At 66.1% G+C, this 23205-nt stretch carries 23 protein-coding genes; 13 read left to right on the forward strand and 10 right to left on the reverse strand.

Annotated elements, in window-relative coordinates:
- Positions 1 to 45: 45 nt before the first annotated feature.
- Entirely contained in the window at positions 46 to 561 is a 516-nt protein-coding gene (locus ACDC67_RS07280) for a hypothetical protein (protein ID WP_376691876.1), read from the forward strand.
- 27 nt (positions 562 to 588) lie between these two features.
- Here the strand turns inward: ACDC67_RS07280 and ACDC67_RS07285 are convergent, their stop codons facing one another.
- The 5 genes from ACDC67_RS07285 to ACDC67_RS07305 form a co-directional block, all read right to left on the reverse strand.
- Positions 589 to 930: a hypothetical protein gene (locus ACDC67_RS07285; RefSeq protein ID WP_376691878.1), complete on the reverse strand. Its 342-nt coding sequence runs from the start codon at positions 928 to 930 to the stop codon at positions 589 to 591.
- A gap of 216 nt (positions 931 to 1146) precedes the next feature.
- Positions 1147 to 2460: a sensor histidine kinase gene (locus ACDC67_RS07290; protein ID WP_376691880.1), complete on the reverse strand. Its 1314-nt coding sequence runs from the start codon at positions 2458 to 2460 to the stop codon at positions 1147 to 1149.
- Positions 2408 to 3100 (reverse strand): response regulator transcription factor, encoded by a 693-nt coding sequence (locus ACDC67_RS07295; RefSeq protein WP_376691882.1) that lies wholly within the window; start codon positions 3098 to 3100, stop codon positions 2408 to 2410. The genes ACDC67_RS07290 and ACDC67_RS07295 overlap by 53 nt, the downstream gene beginning before the upstream one ends.
- Before the next feature lie 214 nt (positions 3101 to 3314).
- Positions 3315 to 4442, reverse strand: a complete 1128-nt coding sequence (locus ACDC67_RS07300) for a PilT/PilU family type 4a pilus ATPase (RefSeq protein WP_376691884.1) — start codon at positions 4440 to 4442, stop codon at positions 3315 to 3317.
- A gap of 37 nt (positions 4443 to 4479) precedes the next feature.
- Complete coding sequence (locus tag ACDC67_RS07305) at positions 4480 to 5517, reverse strand: type IV pilus twitching motility protein PilT (protein ID WP_376691886.1); 1038 nt, start codon at positions 5515 to 5517, stop codon at positions 4480 to 4482.
- Between the two features lie 117 nt (positions 5518 to 5634).
- Here ACDC67_RS07305 and ACDC67_RS07310 point away from each other — a divergent pair, with 117 nt between their 5' ends.
- The 4 genes from ACDC67_RS07310 (at position 5635) to ACDC67_RS07325 (ending at position 8699) form a co-directional block, all read left to right on the forward strand.
- Complete coding sequence (locus ACDC67_RS07310; protein ID WP_376691888.1) at positions 5635 to 6333, forward strand: YggS family pyridoxal phosphate-dependent enzyme; 699 nt, start codon at positions 5635 to 5637, stop codon at positions 6331 to 6333.
- A gap of 245 nt (positions 6334 to 6578) precedes the next feature.
- Positions 6579 to 7391: a pyrroline-5-carboxylate reductase gene (gene proC, locus ACDC67_RS07315; RefSeq protein WP_376691890.1), complete on the forward strand. Its 813-nt coding sequence runs from the start codon at positions 6579 to 6581 to the stop codon at positions 7389 to 7391.
- A complete protein-coding gene (locus tag ACDC67_RS07320) occupies positions 7391 to 7930 on the forward strand; it encodes a YggT family protein (protein ID WP_376691892.1) in 540 nt (179 codons plus the stop codon). Before proC ends, ACDC67_RS07320 begins: the two co-directional genes overlap by 1 nt.
- A 307-nt stretch (positions 7931 to 8237) precedes the next feature.
- Complete coding sequence (locus tag ACDC67_RS07325) at positions 8238 to 8699, forward strand: DUF4426 domain-containing protein (RefSeq protein WP_376691894.1); 462 nt, start codon at positions 8238 to 8240, stop codon at positions 8697 to 8699.
- Here the strand turns inward: ACDC67_RS07325 and ACDC67_RS07330 are convergent, their stop codons facing one another.
- Entirely contained in the window at positions 8700 to 9152 is a 453-nt protein-coding gene (locus ACDC67_RS07330; RefSeq protein ID WP_376691895.1) for a tellurite resistance TerB family protein, read from the reverse strand. It lies immediately after the preceding gene.
- Positions 9153 to 9193: 41 nt separating this feature from the next.
- Between ACDC67_RS07330 and trmH the strand changes: the two genes are divergently transcribed.
- From trmH to ACDC67_RS07345, 3 genes are all read left to right on the forward strand, one after another.
- A complete protein-coding gene (trmH, locus tag ACDC67_RS07335; RefSeq protein WP_376691897.1) occupies positions 9194 to 9808 on the forward strand; it encodes a tRNA (guanosine(18)-2'-O)-methyltransferase TrmH in 615 nt (204 codons plus the stop codon).
- Positions 9809 to 9908: 100 nt separating this feature from the next.
- Positions 9909 to 11279: a hypothetical protein gene (locus ACDC67_RS07340; RefSeq protein ID WP_376691899.1), complete on the forward strand. Its 1371-nt coding sequence runs from the start codon at positions 9909 to 9911 to the stop codon at positions 11277 to 11279.
- A 4-nt stretch (positions 11280 to 11283) separates the two neighbouring features.
- Entirely contained in the window at positions 11284 to 12171 is an 888-nt protein-coding gene (locus tag ACDC67_RS07345) for a class I SAM-dependent methyltransferase (protein WP_376691901.1), read from the forward strand.
- 40 nt (positions 12172 to 12211) lie between these two features.
- Here the strand turns inward: ACDC67_RS07345 and ACDC67_RS07350 are convergent, their stop codons facing one another.
- The 4 genes from ACDC67_RS07350 to xrtH all read right to left on the reverse strand — a co-directional run bounded on the left by ACDC67_RS07350 (position 12212) and on the right by xrtH (position 18791).
- A complete protein-coding gene (locus ACDC67_RS07350) occupies positions 12212 to 16726 on the reverse strand; it encodes a glycosyltransferase (protein WP_376691903.1) in 4515 nt (1504 codons plus the stop codon).
- Positions 16727 to 16849: 123 nt separating this feature from the next.
- Entirely contained in the window at positions 16850 to 17446 is a 597-nt protein-coding gene (gene pdxH / locus ACDC67_RS07355; RefSeq protein WP_376691905.1) for a pyridoxamine 5'-phosphate oxidase, read from the reverse strand.
- A complete protein-coding gene (locus ACDC67_RS07360; protein WP_376691907.1) occupies positions 17443 to 18255 on the reverse strand; it encodes an SDR family oxidoreductase in 813 nt (270 codons plus the stop codon). The genes pdxH and ACDC67_RS07360 overlap by 4 nt, the downstream gene beginning before the upstream one ends.
- Positions 18252 to 18791 carry an exosortase H gene (gene xrtH, locus ACDC67_RS07365; protein ID WP_376691908.1) on the reverse strand — a complete coding sequence of 180 codons (540 nt, stop codon included), beginning with the start codon at positions 18789 to 18791 and terminating at the stop codon, positions 18252 to 18254. Before xrtH ends, ACDC67_RS07360 begins: the two co-directional genes overlap by 4 nt.
- 207 nt (positions 18792 to 18998) lie before the next feature.
- Between xrtH and aroK the strand changes: the two genes are divergently transcribed.
- The 5 genes from aroK to ACDC67_RS07390 all read left to right on the forward strand — a co-directional run bounded on the left by aroK (position 18999) and on the right by ACDC67_RS07390 (position 23115).
- Entirely contained in the window at positions 18999 to 19556 is a 558-nt protein-coding gene (aroK, locus tag ACDC67_RS07370; protein ID WP_376691910.1) for a shikimate kinase AroK, read from the forward strand.
- Positions 19553 to 20623, forward strand: coding sequence for a 3-dehydroquinate synthase (aroB, locus tag ACDC67_RS07375; protein WP_376691912.1), 1071 nt, complete (start codon positions 19553 to 19555; stop codon positions 20621 to 20623). The genes aroK and aroB overlap by 4 nt, the downstream gene beginning before the upstream one ends.
- Complete coding sequence (gene hemE, locus ACDC67_RS07380; protein ID WP_376691914.1) at positions 20620 to 21672, forward strand: uroporphyrinogen decarboxylase; 1053 nt, start codon at positions 20620 to 20622, stop codon at positions 21670 to 21672. Before aroB ends, hemE begins: the two co-directional genes overlap by 4 nt.
- Positions 21669 to 22352: a hypothetical protein gene (locus ACDC67_RS07385; protein WP_376691916.1), complete on the forward strand. Its 684-nt coding sequence runs from the start codon at positions 21669 to 21671 to the stop codon at positions 22350 to 22352. The genes hemE and ACDC67_RS07385 overlap by 4 nt, the downstream gene beginning before the upstream one ends.
- A gap of 139 nt (positions 22353 to 22491) precedes the next feature.
- On the forward strand, positions 22492 to 23115 hold the full coding sequence (locus ACDC67_RS07390; RefSeq protein WP_376691918.1) for an energy transducer TonB: 624 nt from the start codon (positions 22492 to 22494) through the stop codon (positions 23113 to 23115).
- Positions 23116 to 23205: the final 90 nt, after the last annotated feature.

The following is a 23205-nucleotide window of genomic DNA, read 5'->3' on the forward strand; positions in this document are numbered from 1 at the left end:
CACTGCCGTTAGCAACCTGACCTAGAACCCCGGGGGATCCTGGATATGCCCACTGTCGTCATTCGTTTCAGCATCGCGCTGACCGCGCTCGCCATCTGCGCCGCCGCCTCGGCCCAGGAGAACTTTTCGTCCCTGGAGGAGCGCATGACGGGGCAGGAGTTCCGCGAGACTGGCCTGCACAAGCTCGACGACGAGGAACTGGCCGCGCTCAACGAGTGGATCCGGGCGCGTTCGCTGACGCAGGAAGAAGCGGTCGAACTGAACCGGCAGCGCGCCGGCGGGGCGACCGCCAGCGCCGAGGGCGACCGGCGCGGTTTCGACGATAGCGGTTCGGACGCCGCCCCGATCGAGAGCCGCCTGGTGGGCAACTTCAACGGCTGGGACGGTGAAGCCCGCTTCGAACTCGAGAACGGCATGGTGTGGGAGCAGAGCGCACCCGACACCTTCCGCGTCTCGGAAATCGAGAGCCCGCGCGTGACCATCAAGCAGGGCCTGTTCGGCGGTTGGCGTCTGCAGGTCGAGGGCTACAACAAGCAGGTCCAGGTCAAGCGCGTCGAGTAACTCGCCGGTGGTCGGCGCGAACGCGCATCATTGCGGGCGATTGCGCTTGAGCTGCAGCCAGAACAGGCGCACGCGCCCGACCAGGTAACCCACTGCCCCCAGAATGATCAGCCCGATGGGCAGGATCGGCGGCGGCAGGACCCAGCCCTGCGGCTCGACCAGGAACCACCAAAGCATTCCACCCACCAGCGCCGTCATCGCGACGTACGTGATGTTCTTGGCTTGCCACACGTGGCGACGCCAGCGGCGGCGCTTGAGCCGACTGACATCCTCATTCGACATCTCGCCCAGCGGCAGCTCGCAGTGGGCGCAGAAGACACTCTTGTCCGAAATTCGCCGGCCGCAGCCGGGGCAGTTGATTAAGGCCATTTGCGTAGTTTAGCGGGGCGTGTGTGTATGGTGCCAGAGACGGGTCTTAAGGTTTCAGGTTTCAGGGTTCAGGTTTCAGGAGCGCTTGGCACAGCCGAGAGTGAGTTGCCGAAGAGCCTGCCGCCGTACCCGCCGAAGACTTAAAACCAGCGGGAGCCAACAAGCGGTCCGGAGCCGGTCTTGTCCTTTCCTGAAACCTGAAACCTGAAACCTTTTTTAGCCCCGATCCGGAAAGAACTTCAACGTCACAGCCAGCCCGCCGGATTCGCGGTTGGCGAACTCGATACGCCAGCCGTAGAGATCGCACAGGCGCTTGACGATGGAAAGCCCCAGGCCCGAGCCCTTGGTGCCGCCGACCTGGCGGCCGCGGAAGTGGCGGTCGAATACGTGGGGCAGTTCTTCCTCGGCGATGCCGGGGCCGGTATCGAGGATGGCGGCCTGCCCGGCCTCGATGCGCACACGCACTTCGCCTTCGGTGGTGTAGCGAATGGCGTTGCCGACCAGGTTGCCGAGGGTGACGGCGATGACGGCTTCGGGCGCGATGACGCTCACTTGTTCGCGCTCGTCGATGGTCAGCTCGAGGTCGCGGTCGCCGATCAGCGGCTCGTAATTGCCGAGGACCTGGCGGGCGATCTGGCCGACATCGTGGGCGCGACCTTCACCATCGGCGTCGCGCTCGGCGCGCACCAGGTGCAGCAGCGCGGTGGTGATGTCGGTGGACTGGCGCGCGGCGCGGGCGATGCGCAGCAGGCGTTCGTGCGTGCGCCCGTCCTGGTCGGGCTGGGCCAGCAGCAGCTCGGTGGCGCCGGAGATGACCGCCAGCGGGGTTCTGAGCTCGTGCGAGACGTCGGCGTTGAAGGCCTTGTCGCGCTCGACCAGGTCCTTGAGGCGGTGGGCGTAGTCGTCCAGCGCGGCGGCCAGCTGCCCCACTTCGTCGTCGGGAAAGTGCCGCGCCAGGTCGCCCGGCGGCGAGTGTTCGTCCATCGCCTCGATGCGGCGGGCCAGTTCGGTCACCGGCGCCATCACGCGGCTCGACGACCACACGCCCAGCGCCAGGGAGAAGAGCACGAACAGCACCACGGCAGCGGCCAGGGCGATCTGCAGCCGTCGTGCGAGCTCCTGGTTTTCCGACACGTCGTAAGTGAGGAATACCCAGAAGTCGTCGTCCTTGCGGATGGCCGCCTTGTACTGTGCGTCTTCGGTGCTCACGTCGTGCACGCCCGTAGGCAGGCCGCGGAACGGCTGGGGCACGATGTCGGCCCGGCCCGGGCGCGTCACGTAGCCCTCGATGCGGGTATAGAAGGGTTCGACGACGGTCGGGTCCTCGCGCAGGCTGGCGACGTACTGGTCGATTTCGTCGGCGAGGGTGCGCGAGATCAGGGCATCGACCAGCCAGCTCTGGACCAGCAGGACGGCCACGGCGAACAGCACGCTCAGCAGCGTGCCGAACACCAGGAAGGAGAAGATCAGTCGGCTTCTAAGTCGACGCCGATACTTCATCCGGCGCCACCAGGCAGTAGCCGATGCCATGACGAGTCTGGATCATGGGTTGACCGAAGGGCTTGTCGATGGCCGCGCGCAGACTGTGGATATGCACGCGCAGGCTGTCGCTGTCGGGCAGCTCTTCGCCCCACACGTGGTGCTCGAGTTCCCTGCGCGTGACCACCGCCGGCGAGGCGGTCATCAGCTTGTCGAGAAGCTTCAGGCCGATGGGGTTCAAGTCGATGGACTTGCCCTGGCGCTTGACGGTGAGCGTCTCGAGGTTGTATTCGAGGTCACCCACCTTGAGCTCGCGCGGCTTGACGCGCTGGCCGCGACGCGCCAGCACTTCCAGTCGGGCTTCGACTTCGCGCAGCTCGAAGGGCTTGACCAGGTAGTCGTCGGCGCCGGACTCGAAGCCGGTGAGCTTGTCCTCGAGCTGGTCGCGCGCGGTGAGCATGAGCACCGGCGTCTCCTTGCGGCCATCCTTGCGCAGCTTGCGGCAGACTTCCAGGCCGTCCATGCCCGGCAGGGCCAGATCGAGCACGATGGCGTCGAATTCGTTGACCACGGCCAGGTGCAGGCCGGTCACCCCATCGTAGGCGTAGTCCACTTCATGATCGCGGTCGGAGAGAAAGTCCCCGAGGTTGGCCGCGATGTCGCGGTTGTCTTCGATGATCAAGATCCGCATCAGGCGAATTCCCCAAGTCGAAGCGGCGGTAAAAAAATGCCCGGGCAGAGGAGTCTACTCCGCCCGGGCCCACATTGCCCCGTAACCGTCGGTGCTGAAATCTGGCTCGCGCTTGGCACCAACAGCCCGAATGTTACGCCCGGGGTGATTAATCAAATGTTAAATGAGGCAGAAAATGCCGTTACAGCGGGTAGTTAGGTGTTAAGCCGCGCGGTCAGCGATCATCGTCGATCAGGTTCAGGTCCTGCAGCTTGCCCGAAAGCGATTCGGCGTCACCGCCTTCGCTGAGCTTGACGGCCAGGCGCAGGTCATTGGGCGAGTCGGCGTGCCGCAGCGCTTCCTCGTAGGAAATCAGGCCTTCCTGGTAGAGCTCGAGCAGGCTCTGATCGAAGGTCACCATGCCGTGGTGGCGCGAGTCCTTCATCAGTTCCTTGAGCTCCTCGATCTTGCCCTTGCGGATCTTTTCCTGGATCAGCGGCGTGTTGAGCAGGATTTCCAGCGCCACGTGGCGGCGGCTGCCGTCGATCGAGGGCACCAGCTGCTGGGCGACCACGCCCTTGAGGTTGAAACTGAGGTCGAGCAGGATCTGCGGGTGCCGGTCTTCCGGGAAGAAATGGAGGATGCGGTCCATCGCCTGGTTGGCGTTGTTGGCGTGCAGCGTGGTCAGGCACAGGTGGCCGGTTTCGGCGAAGGTGATGGCGTGCTCCATCGACTCGCGCGTGCGGATCTCGCCGATGAGGATCACGTCGGGCGCCTGGCGCAGGGTGTTCTTGAGTGCCACCTCGAAGGAATCGGTGTCGATCCCCACCTCGCGCTGGGTGACCAGGCTCTTGCGGTGCTTGTGGACGAACTCGATCGGGTCCTCGATGGTGATGATATGGCCCGAGGCCTTCATGTTGCGCTCGCCGAGCATAGCCGCCAGGGTGGTGGACTTGCCGGTGCCGGTCGCGCCCACGAGGATGATGATGCCGCGCTTTTGCATCGCCAGCGCCGAGAGCGAATCGGGCAGGTCAAGCTCCTCGAAGGTGGGAATCTTGGTCTCGATGCGGCGGCAGACCATACCGACGCTGTTGCGCTGGTAGAAGGCCGAGACGCGGAAGCGGGCCACGCCCTCGAGCGAGACGGCGAACTGGCACTCGCGGGTCGAGTGGAATTCCTGGCGCTGTTCGGCGGTCATGATCGAGTCGATGATGTCGTGCACCATCTCGTGGGTCAGCGCCTCGCGCGTGAGCGGTTTGATCTTGCCGTGCACCTTGATGCAGGGCGGCGCACCAACCGTCACGAACAAGTCGGATCCCTTGGCGTCGTGCAGCTTGTGCAGCCAGTCCTGGATGGTGTTCATCGTGCCTCCTGCTGGGTTGGGTCGGCAGCGCGCCGAATCAGGCCAGCGCCGACTTGTTCTGGGCCTTGCGCATGGCTTCCTGCTTGTTGACCAGGCCGCGCCGCACCAGGTCGATCAGGCACTGGTCGAGCGTGGTCATGCCGATATTCTGGCCGGTCTGGATCGCCGAGTACATCTGCGCGACCTTGTCCTCGCGAATCAGGTTCTTGATGGCCGAGTTGGCAATCATGATCTCGTGCGCGGCCACGCGCCCGCCGCCGACTTTCTTGAGCAGGGTCTGCGAAATGACCGCGCGCAGCGACTCCGACAGCATCGAGCGCACCACCGGCTTCTCGTCGCCGGGGAAGACGTCGATGATTCGGTCGACCGTCTTCGGCGCCGACGACGTATGCAGCGTGGCGAAGACGACGTGACCGGTCTCGGCAGCGGTCAGCGCCAGGCGCACGGTTTCCATGTCGCGCAGCTCACCGACGAGGATGATGTCGGGGTCTTCACGCAGCGCCGAGCGCAGCGCCTGGTTGAATCCGTGGGTGTCGCGGTGGACTTCGCGCTGGTTGATCAGGCAGCGCTGCGGGGTGTGGATGAACTCGATCGGATCCTCGATGGTGAGGATGTGCCCCGGCACCGTCTGGTTGAGATAGTCCATCATCGCCGCCAGCGTGGTCGACTTGCCCGAGCCGGTCGGGCCGGTGACCAGGATCAGGCCGCGCGGCACTTCCACGATGTCCTTGAACACCGCCGGGGCGTCGAGATCCTCGAGCGTGAAGATGTCGTTGGGAATAACGCGGAAGACCGCGCCCATGCCGCGATGATGGTGGAACGAGTTGACACGAAAACGCGCCAGGCCCGGCACACTGTAGGAAAAGTCGACCTCCAGGTTGGCCTCGTAGTCGCGGCGCTGGTGGTCGTTCATGGTCGAGTAGATCAGCTCGGCCATTTCCTTGTTCTCGATCGCCGGCGTGTTGATACGATGGACGTCGCCGTCGACGCGGATCATGGGCGGCAGGCCGGCGGAAATATGCAGGTCGGACGCCTTGTTCTTGACGGTAAATGCGAGCAGCTCGGTAATATCCATGGAAAACTCCCTGCCTGAGGCCCTGGGCCTGCCAGTGTCATGTGCAAACCTGCCAACCGGGCGGACGATGCACATCCCGCTTTCGAGCACACCCGGTGATCTTAGCTTAACTCGGCCATGAATCAAATCGCCCCGACCAGCCCCCGCGAACGCCTTGAACACACCCGCGAGCGCATCGCGGACGCCAGCCGGGTCGCCGGGCGGCCCGCCGACTCGGTCGGGCTGCTGGCGGTCAGCAAGCGCAAGCCGATCGAAGCGATCCGCGCCCTGCACGCGCTCGGCCAACGTGCCTTCGGCGAGAACTACGTCGACGAGGGCGTGGCCAAGATCGGCGAGCTCGAGGACCTCGAGCTCGAATGGCACTACATCGGGCCGATCCAGTCGAACAAGACGAAGCTGATCGCGGCGCACTTCGACTGGGTGCAGTCGATCGACCGGGCCAAGATCGTGCGCCGGCTCGACGACCAGCGCCCCGAAGATCTGCCCCCGCTGAATGTGCTCATCCAGGTCAACCTCGACGGCGAATCCCAGAAGGCCGGCTGCGCGCCCGACCAGATCGCGGACCTGGCCGAGCGGATCGCGGAATGCGAAAACCTGAAACTGCGCGGCCTGATGGCCATTCCCGCCCCGCGCGACGATTACGACGACCAGCGCGCGGTTTTCGCGCAGCTGCGCGGATTATTCGAGAAACTGCGGGAGGATCACCCCGAAGCGGACACCATCTCGGCCGGCATGACGGCGGACCTCGAAGCCGCCGTTGCGGAAGGATCGACGCTGGTTCGGATCGGAACGGCGCTGTTCGGGCCGCGGGACTGAGGGTTGGCTGGTTGGCTGGTTGGTGTTTTGGTGGCTAGCATCAGGTCGTAGGATGCGTGGAGTGGCAACGCAACGCATCAGCAGCGCCAGAGGGGAGCTGATGCGTTACGGCTGCGCCTCCACGCATCCTACGACACTTCTTCATCACATCCCGGCGCAGCCGGCCCCCAATCCGCAGACGAGCCGCCTGAAACCTGAAACCTCAAATCCTGGCACGCCCCGCTACGCCAACCTACAATAGTGATATGGACGACATAACGATTTCCTTCATCGGCGGCGGCAACATGGGCCGGGCGCTGATTGGCGGCCTGGTTGCCGGTGGCATGCAGGCCAAGACCATCCACGTGGCCGATCCCAGCGAGGAGCAGCGCAAGTCGCTGGCCGACGAGCTGGGCGTGACGGTGCACGACGACAACGCCGAGGCGGCGCGGGCGGCCGACGTGCTGGTCGTGGCGGTCAAGCCGCAGGTCATGGACGATGTCCTGGCCTCGGTGGCCGATGCCATCGACGCCGACACGCTGGTCATTTCCGTGGCCGCAGGCATGCCGATCGCTCGCATCACGAAGGGCCTGGGCGGTCACGACCGCGTCGTGCGCGCCATGCCCAACACCCCGGCGCTCTACCAGGCCGGCATGACCGGGCTGGCGGCGGGCGCAGGGGTGAGCGAAGCCGACCGCCGGCACGCCGGGCAGGTGCTCGAAGCCGCCGGCGAGGTGGCCTGGGTGGACGACGAGGCCTTGATGGACGTGGTCACCGCGGTATCCGGCTCGGGCCCGGCGTATTTCTTTTCGCTGGTCGAGCAGCTGACCGCGGCCGGCACGCGCGCCGGGCTGCCGGAGGAAACGGCGGCGAAACTCGCGCGCCAGACCGCCTTTGGCGCCGGCACCATGATGGCGAAATCCGAGCTCTCGGCCGGCGAGCTGCGAGCCCGGGTGACATCCCCCGGCGGAACCACCGCCGCGGCCCTCGAGAGCCTGTCGAGCAATGACTTCGAGCGCATCGTCGACGAGGCGGTCCGGGCGGCCGTCAAGCGCGGCCGCGAACTGGGAGAAGGCTGATGGGATCGGCCAGCCAGGCGTTCGCCTTCCTGATCGAAACGCTGTTCCAGCTCTACCTGGCCGCGCTGATGCTGCGCGTTTTGCTGGAGGCTTTCCGCGCGGACTACTACAACCCGGTCTGCCAGGCGCTGATCAAGGTCACCGACCCGCTGGTCAAGCCGCTGTCGAAGATTCTTCCGCGCGTCGGGCCGGTAAGCCTGGCCGGCATCGCCTGGCTGTATATCCTGGAAGTGCTGCTGCTGGTGATCCTGGCGGCCCTCGGCGGCTGGGCGATGGACTGGTCGGTGCTGTTGCTGCTGGCCGTGCTGCGCCTGGTGCGCATGCTGCTGGTGCTCTACCTGGTGCTGATCATCGTCAGCGTGATCCTGTCGTGGGTCGGCCAGGGCTTTCGCCACCCGATCGTGCCGCTGGTCTACCAGCTGACCGAACCGGTCATGGCGCCCATCCGACGCGTGCTGCCCCCGCTGGGCGGCTTCGACCTCTCGCCGCTCGTGGCCATCATCGTCATCCAGTTCCTGATCATCCTGTTGGGCGTCTAGCCGAGGCGCCCTGCCTGGTCAGGGAGGCGCTGCAATCGGAAGCCGGTGAAGACTCCGGTTGATCGAAACTCCCAAGCACCAAGCACCAAGCACCAAATCCGAAACAAATTCGAAATCCCAAATTCAAAACGTTGCGACCTGACGGGCGTTGTTTCGAATTTCGGATTTTTGTGATGCCGGCGCTTTGTACATCGATTCACCCGCACCGTCCTCAGGCGCGCAACCAAGCTACGTAGTAGCCCCCACTTGCCGCTCTGCCCCGTGCGGGAGTAGCATCAAAGTCATTCCACTGACGAAGGCGAAAGACATGATTCGACTGCTTGCCGGCACCATCATTACCGCGCTCGCCCTGATGGCGCTGTCCAACCCGGCATCGGCCCAGCAGTTCGAGGATATCGGCGACTACCAGGTGCACTACAGCGCGATGAACACGCGCATGCTGCCGGCGGAAGTCGCGCGGGCCTACGGCATCCAGCGCTCGGGCAGCCGGGCGATGATCAACATCACGGTGCTGCGCACCGCCGACAGCGACAAGGCGATGAGCGAGCCGGTGCGCGCGACGGTGAACACCTCGGCGATCAACCTGACCGGCCAGCGGCGTGACATCGAGCTGCAGGAAATCACCGAGGAAGACGCGGTCTACTACATCGGCACCTTCCGCATCGCGAACGAGGAGACGCTGAGCTTCGACATCAGCGTGCGCCCCGAGGGCAGCGAGCGGCCGCCGTCGGAGTTCAGCTTCCAGCAGAAATTCTACGTCCAGGAGTAGTCAGCCGCCTTCGGGCGCGGCCATGTGCTTGCGCTTGATGAATTCGTGGTGCGGCACGCCGAGCAGATCCGAAAGCCGGCGCAGAAGATGCTCCTCGTAGCGATCGATTCGGCCGTCCGCCCAGGCCACGCGCCACAGCCATTCGACCAGCTGGTCGCGTTCATCGCGATCGAGATGCGCCTTTAGGTCGCGCGTGAAATCGTGCAGCGACACGGCTTCGCGACGCAGTTTTTCAGCATCCCTCAGCAGCTCACCCAGTTCGGAATCGTCGATACCGAAGGCGTCCTGCATGGCCCTGTGGATCACGGCCAACTCGCTGTCGTCCCGATGCTCGTCGGAGGCGGCCATCTCCAGCAGGATGATGGCGGCCGCGCGGGCGATGGACTGCAGGTCCACCGGCTCGTCGCTGCTCGGCGCGACCCATGATCGGAGTTGTTCGAACCAGTCTGTCATGCCGGGGATTGTGGCACAGAGCGGCGGGGTAAACTGTCGGCATGACTCCCGAACGCAAGGCTCGCATCGAGCAGGTTGCCGCCAGCCGGCATCCGGATCTGACGGTCTTCCTCGAGCGGGTTCACAAGGCCCACAACGTGGCCGCCATCCTGCGCACTTGCGATGCCGTCGGCGTCCTGGAAGCCCATGCCGTGCCGCCCACCGGCGGCATTCCGCCGCTGAACCACACCGCCCAGGGCGCCCAGCGCTGGGTGAAGCTGCAGCGCCACCACGATGCCGTCGAAGGCCTGCGTTCCCTCAAGCAGCAGGGTTTCAAGCTCTATGCCGCGCACTTTTCAGACCAGGCGGTCGACTTCCGCGAACCCGATTACACCCAGCCCACGGCGATCGTCATGGGCACCGAGAAATTCGGCGTCAGCAGCGAGGCCGTGGCCGAGTGCGACGGCGAAATCCTGATCCCGATGCACGGCATGACCCAGAGCCTCAACGTCTCGGTCGCCACCGCCCTGATCCTCTACGAGGTCCAGCGCCAGCGCGCCGCGGTGGGCATGTACAAGCCGCATTCGCTCGAAGAGGAGCCGTGGAAGAGCCTGGCCGAAGCCTGGATCCAGCGCGACCTGGACCGGCGCAGGACGCCCCTGCCGGACAAAGAGTAGACCGCTGCATTGACGTGAAGGCCTTGTGATCGTGCACATCCGCGGGCTATGATAAGAAGTCGGAGAACTTCGTCCGGCGCCAGCGGCGAGTGAGGGAACAATGAAAAAGACACTGACGGCCATGGGTGTGGTGGGCTTGGTGTTGCATGCCAACGACGCCCTCGCCCGCGAGCTGGACAACCGCGACAACGACGGCGCCTCGTTCACGGGCCGACCCGGCGAGAACTTCGAGGGCGGTTCGGAGGCGATTCGCGGCGCCGGATCATACGACCAGTACATCTTCACCACGAGCGCATCGGGAGCCGGCGCGTTCGAAGAGTGGGCGGCTGCCACCGGCAGCGGCCTGGTGGGCATGGACGCCGCCGACCTCGTTTGCCAGTCAGCAGCCAGCGGCGCCGGGCTACCCGACGCCGGCACCTACGTGGCCTGGATCTCGGACAGCCAGAACGATGCCTACTGCCGGGCCCACGGGCTCTACGGCACCAAGGACGACGACTGCGGCGCCAGCGGCGGCTTGCCGACGACCGCCGGACCCTGGCTGCGCACCGACGGTCAGCTCTTTGGCGGCGACCTGCCCGGCATCGTCGACGACGGCGAGGTCTACCGGCCGGTCGAGCTCGACGCCAATGGATCTCCGGTGTTCTTTCCCCAGCGAGTCTGGACGGGCACGTCCCCGGACGGAACATCCGACGGGTTCAACTGCACCGACTGGACGACGGCCTCCTCGGGCGACGGCTCGGGGCTCTTCCTGGGCATGACTGGCGACACCCAGGGCACGGTCGTGAACTGGACCGCCGACGCCATCCAGTCCTGTTCGGAAGCCGGCAGGCTCACCTGTCTGTCGACGGGCACTTCGGGAATCGGCACGCCGCCTCCGCCGCCCTATACCGATTCCGAGCGCAGGGCCTTCGTGAGCAGTCTGGCGGGCCCCGCCAGCTTCTCGACCTGGCAGCTGCCGGGCGGGGGCACGCCTGATGACCAGGGGCTGCAAGGTCTCGACGCCGCCGATGCAATCTGCCGTTCGCTGGCCGGGGATGCCGACCTTGATCGACCGGACGAATTCAAGGCGCTCTTGTCGGACGTATCGACGTCGATCTTCCAGCGTTTCGATTTCCAGAATCAATGGTACCGCGTCGATCACGTCAAGATCGTCGAGAACCTGGGCGACCTGTTCGAGCCGGAAGAGGCCATTCAGACCGCCATCGCGCTCAACGAGCAGGGGCTCCCGGTGGTCGAGATCACCGATGTCTGGACGGGCGTGGATACGCAGGGAACCTCGGTCGCCGATTGCAACGGCTGGACCTCGAGCTCCTCGGGCGAAGGGACGTCGATTGGATCGGCCGTCTACTCCGACCTGCGCCTGATCTTCAACGGCTCGCAGCAGTGCTCGGAACCCGCACACCTGTACTGTTTCTCGGACTCCGACCAGATCAGCTCCCATAATTTCAGTCGGGAGGACTTCTACAAATAGCGTGATGGACGACCGGCCAGATCCACTTGAAGAGGAAGCTTCGCCGGAGCGCTTCGACCCCACCCTCGGTCACCACATCTGGTACGAGCACTGGCATCGCTACCACTGGGCCGGGCAGCTCGCCCGGGACAAGGTCGTCGCCGACGTCGCCTGCGGCGAAGGCTATGGCAGCGACCTGCTGGCCCGCAACGCCAGGCGCACGATCGGAATCGATGCCGACCACGCCACCCTGGAGTCGGCGCGCCGGAAATACTCGCGGGAACGACTGCAGTTCGTGCACGGCGATGCACGCGCCCTGCCCCTGTCCGACGACAGCATCGACCTCCTGGTCTCGTTCGAGACCCTCGAGCATCTCGCGGAACAGGAAAAGATGGTCTCGGAAATCGCTCGCGTCACCCGTTCAGACGGCCTGGCCGTCATCTCCACACCCGACCGGGCCATCTACAGCCCGGACGGCAACCATCACAACGAGCACCACGTCCGTGAGCTCGACGCGTCGGAATTGAGCGAGCTCCTGGGCGATTTCTTCCCTTGCGTCAGAACCTTCGGCCAGCAGTTCCAGTGCCTTTCGGTGATCGACGAGATCCAGGCCGCCGGCAACGATTCGACCGGCGTGACCCATGCCGAGCCGTCGGGCGAGGCGGCCCGTGAACGTCGGCCCGGCGGCCACGTCTACCTGATCGCCGTGTGCGGCCGCTCGCCCGAAATCCTGCAGGACCTCGCGCTGCCACAATGGCATGCCTTCAACGATATCGATGGCGCGCTTTTCGCGCACTACGAAAGCCAGATCAGGCGCCTTCAGGATGTCGACACGACGCTCGAGCAAACGCGCCGGCAGCTACGCGAAAGCCAGGCGGCGGCAGCCCACCTGGCGGCCCGACTGGGCTACTGACGCCGGGCGCGACCGATCCGCCGCGGCAGCGGACGACCTTTCACGAATGAAGGTAGAGCGCGCGACCCCATTCGTCGAGGTGGTCTTCGAGCACGTGATTGTCCTCCAGCCATTTGCGAAGCCCGGCGGCCAGGTCGGCGCGCGCATCCGGCTGCTCGGCCAGGCTGACCAACTCCCGGACCCACAGCGCGGAATTGTTGCCGAGCTTCAGGGCGGGCGCGTCGCGGTAGGCCTCGCAATCGCTGCAGACAACGGGCAGGCCCAGTGAGGCGTACTCGAGCAGTTTCAACGGGCTCTTGGCCCGGTTGAACGGGTTGTCGCTCAGCGGCGCAACGGCAAGGTCAAGGTCGAGACCGGCCAGCTTCTCGAAGTAATCCTTCAGCCCCACCGCCGGGTGAAACTCGCATTCCCCGGCGCCGAGGCCGGCCGGCTTCTGACCGAAGAAAACCCAGTGATAGTGCGCGCCGGTCTGGCGAACCACGGGCGCTAGCCAGTCCAGGTCGCCGGCGTGCTGCGGAGCACCGGCCCAGCCGACGCGAAGCTTGCCCTGCCGGGGCTGTCGCGGCGCGCGGATCAGCGCGCGCGGAATTCGGTTGGGCACGACGCGGATATCGGAAACGAACCGGGCGTAGTACTCGGCCAGCCTGCGGGTCGGCACGATCAGGCGGTCGCAATGACTCAGCGCGTAGCGCACCCGCTTGGCCATGTCGGGATAGTTCGTTTTCGAAAAGGGGTTGTAACGCGGCAGTTCGAGCAGCCAGTCGTCGAGGCTGAAGACGACGGGAATGTCGAGAGAGCGGTGATAGTCGGCGAGCTTTTCCAGCTGCGCATCGTGCAGGAAGCTATGCAGGACCAGCACGGAGGCCCCGGACTGCAGCACCTCCATGACGTTGGGCACGTGGCGTTCGCGCTGTTCCGGGAGGAAATGACAGGAAGCCTTGCCGGCGGCAGCCAGGGCAGCGGCCGGCGCGCGCACCCGGTAGAAGCCGCTCGCCCAGACATCGTGGGCATAGGCCAGCACCCGCGGCACCCGGCCGCCGCCCTTGAACGCATGCTGGCGGTATTCCAGGCCGTAGGGCGGTTGCAGGCTCATCGACTGCGACCACGCCGAGGGCGCGCGTGAGCGCGTCAGCGCGCGGAGCACTTCCTCCCGTTCGCGCGGCTGGCGGCTCGCGTCCGCACCCAGGGCGGCGGACGGCAAGGCGGCCTTGCGGACGAACTGCGTGCATCGCGAAATGGAAAACCCGGCCGCGCGCAGTCGTTCGCTCAGCATCACGGCCCGGTAGAAATGCTGCCCCGCCGCCGGCATGCCGCCGATGTCTCGCCAGGCGTCGCGATGAACGAGGAAAAAGTCGTCGTCGAGGAAATCGGCCGCCAGCGGAACCCCCGGCACGTCGAACGGCGCCGACGCCGGCGGGCCGTAGGCCACCAGGCCGCGCCCGCCGCAGCCCGCACGCCTGGCCACGAAACCGTCGCCGCGGCGATCCGAGGGAACGAAGGGGCTGGCCGCCGGCAGGCGGTAGCGCACCATGTCGCCCAGCATGGATAGCAGCAGTCTTCGGTTGTGGATCTGCACGTTGTCGGCAAGGAACACGAGGTAATCGACCGGCGGCAAAGTGCGTACCGCCCGGTTGATGGACTCGGCCGGATCGCGGGCATTCCAGTCGCCCACCCGGACGTTTCCGGGCCGGCGGGTGTCAGCGGGAAGCGTTGCGCCGGCGGGCAGCAAGACCGCCACGCCGGCCAGATCGACGCCTTCCTGGGCGGTCAGGTCGGACAGCAGCCGGCGCATGCCCGGTCCGGACCCGCCCTGAACGATGACGCCGATCCGGGCATCCCGCCCGGCGGCGAGGGAAGCCGAATCAACCGCACTACCGGCATCGGCGAGATCCGCTTTCCACAGCGACGCCCAGCGGCGATCGAGCATCGACAGTGCGCAGCCGTCGAAGTGAGCCAGGTCGTCGGCTCGCACCAGCTCGTCGAGGCGGGCAGCGGCAAGATCCTCGATCGAGGCTTGGGCCAGCAGTGAGCCGATGCGCCCGGCTTCGCCGACCAGGCCCGCCCAGCGGCGCGGCTGGCGATCGGGAAAAGTCCGGTCGCCCGGCCCGCGAAACAGCGGGGAATGGGGCGCGTCATCGCTGTCATGCAGCAGGTAATTGCACGTTGCGAACGGTTTGCCGGAGGCGCGCCAGGCGGCCACCCAGTTGCCGGCGTTCGCGGTCAGAACCGTATCGCCCTGCAGGAGGAAGACCGCCGTGTCGGCGGGGAGGTCTTCGAGTTCTGCAGCGCCGATCATCCGAGCGCGCGGGGCGTGCTCGTCGAGGCTGTCGCTCAACCGGCCCGGCGAGGCCTCGTCGGCCCGGGCGGCCAGGATCGCTACCTCACCCGGATCGGCCCAGTCTTCGGCGGCCTCGAGACACATCGCCTGGTCCAGCCACTTGTGGGTCGTCGCCTGCGCGCCGTCGGGCGGCGGAAGCGCATTCGGCCCGGTGCTCGATCGAGCCAGCGCAGCAACGCGGCATCGCCGCGGGTGGCGCGCGTAGAGCTGTTCGAGTTCCACGGCGATCGGATTGTCGCGATGCGGTGAGTTTCTCAGGTTTCGCGCGACCCGCTCGAGCTCGCCCCGACCGCGACTGCTACCGAGATACTCGATCAGTGACGCCAGTGCGCGCGCGTCTCCGGGCGGATACAACCAGCCGTTCTCCCCGTGCCTGATGCGGTCGAGGTAAGCGCCGTTGGCCGGCGCAACCACGGGCCGACCCCGCTCCCAGGCCTCGCTGAGGGTGATGCTGTAGGTTTCCTGCCAGATGGACGCCTGCACGACCAGGTCCACGTCCGCGAGCAGCTCGTCCAGCTGCGAGGGCAGGTAGGCGCCGGCCCACGGGATATTCGATTTTTCGAGCTCACCGCGCATCGCGTCGTGGGCATTGCCGATGATCCTGAAGCTCAAGGGCCCGCCCCTGAGCATCCCGGCGGCCGCCAGGAACACGCCGGCGCCCTTTCTGAGCGAAAAAGCCCCGAGGTAGGCGACACGCAGGGGCTCGCGCTCGGACGGTTCCACGGGCGCGATGGCCGTGGCCCGTCGGTAGAAGAAGGGCTCGAACTCGCGAATCGACGGCCGCAGCGCCGAACCGTAGGCTTGAGTGACGCTGTCGGTGACCAGGCGGCCGTTGCAGAAAATCCGCTCGGCCCCGTCGAGAATCTCCTGCCAGGACTCGCGTCGCTTCCTGATCAATCGCGGCAAGGGCTCGGCCAGGCTTTGGAACCTCGATCCCATGCAGCCGAGGCAATCATCGTCTTGCTCGTGGCAGATCACCTTGCCGCAGGGGTGACCGTCGCCCTTGGCGAAGATCATGTTGTAGTCGTGGCACAGATGAAAGAACTCGTGCATGAACACGATGTACGGCAGGTCCAGCGCCTTGCAGATCATCGGCCATGACAGCGTGCCCAGCCGCACCAGGGTGTGGAAGTGCACGTAGTTGAAACGCCCGCTCGCCACGATCCTCAGGAACATGCGATCCAGTTCGTCGTGCTCGATGCCCGCCGGGATATTCATGGCCACGTTCGGATGGGTCGTTCTGCGCGGATCGAAGCGGATGGCGCGGACATTGGGCGCGATTCGCGTTTCCGAGAAATCCGCCCAGGGATCCTCGACCCGGCCGGGGCAGAGGATCAGGTGTTCGCTGTCGGGTGAGAAGCGGCCGAGCAGTTCCTTCGTGAACAGCTCGATCCCGCCCAGGTAGTCCAGCTCGTGCAGGACGTGTAGAACACGTGTTGGGGCCTTCGACTCGCAACCGGCGATGAACTCGCGAATCGCGCGAATCGGGTTCCAGCGCGAGAATTGCAGGACTTCGCGCTGATAGGCGGGCCACCTGAGTGACAGCAGTTGCTCGTGCCGGCGCCTGAGCTCGACCGCCCTTTCCCCGAAACTCTGTGAGCCTTCGTGGAAGACCACGGAGGACGGCACCGCGGCGATCTTCAGGCCGGCTCGGCGAACGCGCATCGAGTAGTCGCACTCTTCGCCATAGCCGGGATCGAACAACAAGTCGAATGTACCGACGCGCTCGATCGCCGCGCGCTTGATGTACATGCAAAAGCCCACGGCGGTAGGCAGCTCGTACCACTTCGAGGCGAACGCCTCGCGCAGCTCGGCCAGGGTCTGTGCCGAAGCGTTCACGAGTTCGGGCACGCTGAGTATCGTGGCGTTGTCGGAGACCGGGTTGGCGATGCCGACGACCGGGTCGGCAGCCGCGGCGGCCAGCGCGCTCAGCCAGTGGGGCGTAAAGCGCGTGTCGGAGTTGGCAACGACGACGTCGCCGTCGATCGTCTCGAGCGCCTCGTTGACGGTTTTCAGGTAACCCTTGTTGCTCCGATTCCGGACCAGCCTCAGCCGCTCGCCGCAGCGGTCCGCGAGCGCGTCGAGCCAGCGCAGCAGGCGCGGGTCCGTGCTCGCGTCGTCGACGATCCGGATCGCAACATCTTCGGGCGTGGTCTCGAGGAGGGAGTCGATGCAGCGCTCGACGGCCGGCCAGCCGTCGAAAACCGGAACGACCACGGTCGGTCTTGTCGAAGTGGGCGGTTTTGATGGTCCGTCGTGAAAGTCCGACCCGCATCGGAGTGGATCGAACCCGCTGGACGGCATGGCAGACTCCTTATCAGGCGTCCAAGAAATTATTGTCTAGGGATACAGCAGGGAATCCTGCCAGGCGCCATCGACCAGGTCGAAGCAGATCCGCTCGTGCAGGCGGAACTCGCGGCCGTACCAGAACTCGACGCGCCGGGGACGCACGCGGAAGCCGGACCAGTGTTCGGGTCGGGGCACGGCCTGCCCTTCGAACTTCTTCTCGAACCGGGCAATCCGGGCCAGGAACTCCTCACGACTTTCCATGGGGGTCGACTGCTTCGATGCCCAGGCGCCGATCTGGCTACCGCGGGGGCGGCTGGCGAAGTACTCGTCGGCTTCCGCGTCGCTGACCGGCTCGGCCTTGCCGTCGACGAGCACCTGCGCCTCGTTCTCGCGCCACCAGAAAACGAGTGAGACATCACGCTGCTCCGACAGGTGCCGGCCCTTGCGCGAACCCAGGTTGGTGTAGAAGACGAATCCGCGCTCGTCCATGTCCTTGAGCAAGACGGTGCGCGCGGCCGGCCGGCCCTTTGCATCGACGGTTGCCAGGGTCATGGCCGTGGGTTCGGGAACGCCGTTCGCCGCGGCGCGATCGAAGCCCTCGCGAAAGCGCTTCACCATGGCGTCGGTCATGTCCTTGAAATCGGTCATTGCAGCATCTCTCCGTAACCGGAACGGTAATCGGGGTGGATCATTCGATAGCCGGACTCGAGCAGGCGGGCATTGCCCACGCGCTTGCCCTGGCCGCCGGCGGTCGCCTCGCGCGCTGCCGGCGCGACGCCGAACTGCCCGGCCAGCCAGTCCAGCACCTCGCAGCGCGGCGCTGGATGCCCGTCGCTGGCGCAGTAAAGTGGCGCGGGTCGTTGGAGGTCGAGCAGATGGGCGAGTACGCCGGCGCAGTCGTCGGCGTGGATGCGATTGGTCCACTCCGGGGGCGTTTCGCGGCAGCTTGCCTGGCCGGAAGCGACCTTCCGCACCAGGTAGTCGCGGCCCGGTCCGTAGATGCCGGAAAAACGCACCACGACGGGTTCGGCGCAGGCACGCCGCGCCAGGGCTTCGGCCTCGAGCAGAACGCGTCCGTTGAAACGCGCCGGTTGGGTTGCGCTGTCCTCGTCGACCCACTCCCCCTTGCTTTGGCCGAACACGGCCGTACTCGAAACGAATAGCAGGCGCCGCGGGGCGGCGTGTTCGAGCAGGTTGGCCAGGCCCTGGAAATAGGCGGCGCGATAGCCCGCCTCGTCGTACTGGTCCGGCGTTGCCTGGTAGACCACGGCATCCCAGCTTCGGGCGACGGCGGCCAGGCTCTCGGGCCTGGAAAGATCGGCGCCGACGGGAACGATGGTTTCCGGCAGCCTCTCGACGCGGCGGCGCAGCCCGTGCACCTGCCAGTCGCGATCATCGAGTTGCCCCGCCAGGCGTATACCCAGGTCTCCGCAGCCGGCGATCAGCAGGCGCTTCACGGCGTTACAGGCTCCGGCGGCGGCGAGCCGCCGTCGCCGCCGTCGTCCCCGCCCGGCCGGCGGGGCGGCAGCTTGCGCAGCCAGATGAGCCACACCACCAGCGCGTCGAGAATGATCAGCGCCTGCCAGAGATAGAGATGGAACCACTCGAACCAGACCATGTTCCACTGGCCGAGGTAGAACAGGCTGATGATGCGCACCAGGTTCAGGGCCTGGATGGCGACGAAGCCGATCGCGAAGCCAATCAGCTTGTGCTTGAGCGAAGCCGGGAAAGCGAAGATGGCCGCGAACAGGATGATCATCGCCTCGACCCCGTTGCAGCCGGGCTCGATGCTCACGGCAAATCCGGACTGGATGTCCTGGATCACCTTGCCGGAGGAAATGACGCCGCTGTCGAACAGCTCGATCAGGAAGACGCTGACCTTGGCGATACCCGCAGTGAACGGCAGGATGACGTGCTGCTGGACGGGCTGGAGCACCTCGACGGTAAACAGACCGAAAAGCAGGACAACGAAGAGAATCGAAAACCGCAGCATGAGCCTTCACACCGTTCAGAGGCAAGGGAGCGCCATGGTACCAAAACCGCCGCGATGGCGGCTTGGCGGGGACTTTCGGGAGGGCCGAAAGCGTGCCTCCGTGATAGCATTGACCACCGGTTGATCCTCGCGTTTGCCACTTTGCATGAACTGTCGTCGGCACGACCTCAAACTGACTGCGCGGCGCGCCGATATTCGGCGGCCGGCATGAACAGCACAAGCGAACGCGAGCCCCCCGAACGCATCTTCCTGATCGGCCCGATGGGCTCGGGCAAGACGACTGTCGGCCGCCACCTCGCCCGGCGACTCGGCATGGAATTCCTCGACCTGGACCTGGAACTGCAGGATCGCTGCGGCGTCGAGGTGGCGGTAATTTTCGACATCGAGGGCGAGGCCGGCTTTCGCCAGCGCGAATCGGCCCTGCTCGATGAACTGACCCGGCGCGACGGACTGGTCCTGGCAACCGGCGGCGGCAGCGTCCTCAACGAGGACAACCGCAGGATGCTGACCGAGCGCGGCCTGGTGGTCTACCTGCAGACCAGCGTGGAGCAGCAGCTCAGACGACTCGAGCGCGACAAACAGCGCCCGCTGCTGCAGGCGCCGGATCGCCGGCGACGCCTGCAGGAACTGGCCGAAAACCGCAACCCGATCTACGAATCCTGCGCCGACCTGGTCATTCGCTCGAGCAACATTTCGCCCGCGGCCATGGCGGCAGCCGTGATGCGGCAAGTGAAAGCCCACCGTCGACAGGCACAGGCATCATGAAAGTCACCCAGGTTCACACGACAAGCGGCAGCTACCCCGTCTACGTCGGGCAGGGCTTGCTGGCCATGCCCAGCATCTGGCAACGCCACCTCGAAGGCCGCGTCCTGGTCGTCACGGATGAAACCGTGGCCGGCCAATACCTCGAACGCGTCGGCCGTGTGCTCGACGAAGACCGGCGCTGGCGCTCGCTGGTCCTGCCGGTCGGCGAGGAAGCCAAGACGGTGGCCAACTGGCAGCGCGTGCTCGACGAGCTGGTCGATATGGGAGCCCAACGCGATGCGACCGTGCTCGCGCTCGGCGGCGGCGTGGTCGGCGACCTGGGCGGTTTCGCCGCGGCCAGCTACATGCGCGGCATCCGCGTCGTCCAGATGCCGACCACCCTGCTGGCCCAGGTGGATGCCGCCGTGGGCGGCAAGACCGGCGTCAATCACAGTGGCGGCAAGAACCTGATCGGCGCTTTCCACCAGCCGGCCGCGGTGGTGGCCGATATCGACGCCCTGGTCACGCTCGAAGACCGCGACTATCGCGCCGGACTGGCCGAAGTGGTCAAGTACGGCGCCATCCGCGACGAGCGTTTCTTCTCCTGGCTGGAAAGCCGCGCCCAGGCGCTCGGCGCGCGCATGCCCGACGCCCTGCTGGAGGCCGTGCATACCTCGGTCGGCCACAAGGCCGAGGTGGTCGCCGCCGACGAGCGCGAGGCGGGCGAGCGCGCCCTGCTGAATTTCGGGCATACATTCGGCCACGCGCTCGAGACCGCGACCGGCTACACCCGCTACCGCCACGGCGAAGCCGTCGCCATCGGCATGGTGCTGGCCACGCGCTTGAGCGAGCTGCTGGGCAAGCTGCGCGTGGGCACTTCGCAGCGCCTGGTGCACCTGCTCGAACACCTTGAATTGCCCACGGCGCTGCCCGACGATGTCGACCGCGACCGCCTGCTGGCCCTGATGCGACTGGACAAGAAGAATCGTGCCGACCGGATTCGCGTGGTGCTGCTCGAAGCCATCGGGCAGGCCACGGTGGAGACCTGTCCGGCCGACGATATTCGCGAAATACTGGACCAATCATGACCCCGAGATCCGATTCCCTGCTGATGCGCGCGCTGCGGCGCGAACCGGTCGAACGCACGCCCATCTGGCTGATGCGCCAGGCCGGCCGCTACCTGCCCGAGTACCTCGCCACCCGCGAGCGAGCGGGCAGTTTTCTGCAGCTCGCCGGCACGCCGGAGCTGGCCTGCGAAGTCACGCTGCAGCCGATCGAGCGCTATGGCTTCGACGCCGCCATCCTTTTTTCCGACATCCTGATCCTGCCGCACGTGATGGGCCGCGGGCTGGGCTTCAAGCCCGGCGAGGGGCCGTACTTCGAGCGGCCAGTGCGCACCGTGGCCGACATCGACGCGCTGCCCATGCCCGACGCCGAGGACGACACCGGCTACGTGATGGATGCCGTGCGCATGATTCGCGAGTCGTTGCCCGAGGGCACGCCGCTGATCGGCTTCGCCGGCAGTCCCTGGACGGTGGCGACCTACATGATCGAGGGACGCAGCAGCAAGGACTTTGCCCGCGCAAAGAAGATGCTGCTGGCCGAGCCCGAGGCCGCCGGGCGGCTGATGAACCATCTGGCCGACGCCACCGCCGATTACCTGGCCGCGCAGGTGGCCGCCGGCGCCGATGCGTTGATGCTGTTCGATTCCTGGGGCGGCATTCTCTCGCCGCGGCTCTACAACCAGTTCTCGCTGGCCTCGCAGCAGCGCATCGTCGAGAAACTCAAGGCGACCTGCCCCGACACGCCGGTGATTCTGTTCGGCAAGGGCTGTGGCCAACACCTGGAGAACCTGGCCGAGACCGGCTGCGCCGGCCTGGGCGTGGACTGGACGATCGACCTGGCCGAGGCGCGCGTGCGCGTGGGCGACCGGGTGGCGCTGCAGGGCAATCTCGATCCGGCCGTATTGCTGACCACGCCCGAGGTGATCGCCGAAGAAGCCAGGCGCGTGCTCGACAGTTTCGGCTCCGGTCCGGGTCATATCTTCAACCTCGGCCACGGCATCACGCCGGAAGTGCCGCCCGAGCACGTGTCCGTGCTGGTCGAGACGGTGCGCGAACACAGCCGCAAGCAATGACGATCCGGCGGCTGATCGCGTTGACGCTGGTGGCCAGCCTGGCCGCCTGCGCCACGCGACCGGCGGATGTCGTGACCGTTCACATCTTTTCCAACCAGCCCGATCACCCGGAAGTCCGGGCCGCGGGGGAGCGCCTCGAGGCGGCCGGCTACCGGCACCGCATCAACTACGCCGAAACGCCGGGCGGGCTCGAGGTCGCCGAAACGGTGATCGTGCACGGCGACAGCGCCCGGGCCTTCAACCGGGCGCAGGCGCTCGAAGAAATGCTTGCGGCTCCGGGTGAGTCGATCCGCATCGAGCGCGAAGGCTACGGCAATCACAGTTTCACCGCCGGCAACCTCGGGCTCTACCTTCATCGGCCCGAGCCGGATCAGGCACCGAAGCTCAAGGTGCGCGCCCACCTCGCCGGCAGCTGCAAGGGTCAGCCCGTCGAACTCTTTCTGCGGGTCGATCACAGCTATCGGCTCGAGCGCCAGCGCTGGGAGGACGGCTACACGCTGGTCGATGCCGGAAGCCGTCAAGGCGACTGGACGGCCAGCGGCAGCGGCTACGAGCTGACCGGCCCCGAAGGCGACGAGTGGTTCCTGGAACCGCCCCTGGATTCCGATCCGGCCGTCAACGTGTTCTTCGTTCGCCGACACCCCGATCTCGAAGGCTGCCGGCTGGCCGAGCCGCTGTAGCTCGATCGTTGCGTCGCCCGCGGAGCGAAATCGGCGGGAACCCTCTGCCCCGCTCCGGGTCGGAACGATTACAGGCTGCGTGAAACATAGCGCGTTTTTTCGCAGGCTGTTTCACAAGCCCGAGCAGGGAGGGCAGCTCATGACATCCGTTCTTCGCTACCTCGCCACCGTGGCACTGGCCGCGGTCGTCACGCTTTCGGCGTTCTACCTCATGCACCGGCTGATCGATCACGAAGGCACGGCACCAGTTTCCCATCCACCGGTCACCAGCATTCGCTTCGGCCCGGTGGACATACCGGATCCGCCCGAGGACAAGGTCCGGGAGATGCCCGAGAAGCCCGAACCGCAGGAGCCGCTTCCGACCAACGATGTGATCGCCGAAGTCGAGCAAATCGACCGGTCGCTGGACATTGAGGCCTCCCGAAACCCGACGCGAGATTCGGTCGCGGTCTACACCGCCGATTTCGCCAACCCTTCGGCCCGCAACAACAGTGGCGGCGCCCGGCCCGTGGCAACGGTGCCACCGCCGTATCCGCGCGAGGCCGCGCTCAACGGCATCGAGGGCTGGGTGCGCGTGTCGGTGGAGATCGATGCGCACGGCCGCGTCGGCGACGTCCGGGTGCTCGAAGCCGAGCCGCGCGGGGTCTTCGACCAGGCCGCCATCCAGGCGGTTCGCCGCTGGACCTGGAAGCCGGCCATCGTCGACGGCCAGCCACGGGCGCAGACGGTCGTACAGGAGCTGGCCTTCGACCTGGACCAATGAACCACCACGGCCGGGGCTGGTTGTGGTGCCCCAGCCGTCGATCCAGGCTCTGAGGCAATCAACGCGGAGGTAGTGCCTGGAAACCCGATT

This window comes from Wenzhouxiangella indolica, from assembly GCF_042310355.1.
In the GTDB taxonomy this organism is placed as follows: Bacteria; Pseudomonadota; Gammaproteobacteria; order Xanthomonadales; family Wenzhouxiangellaceae; genus Wenzhouxiangella.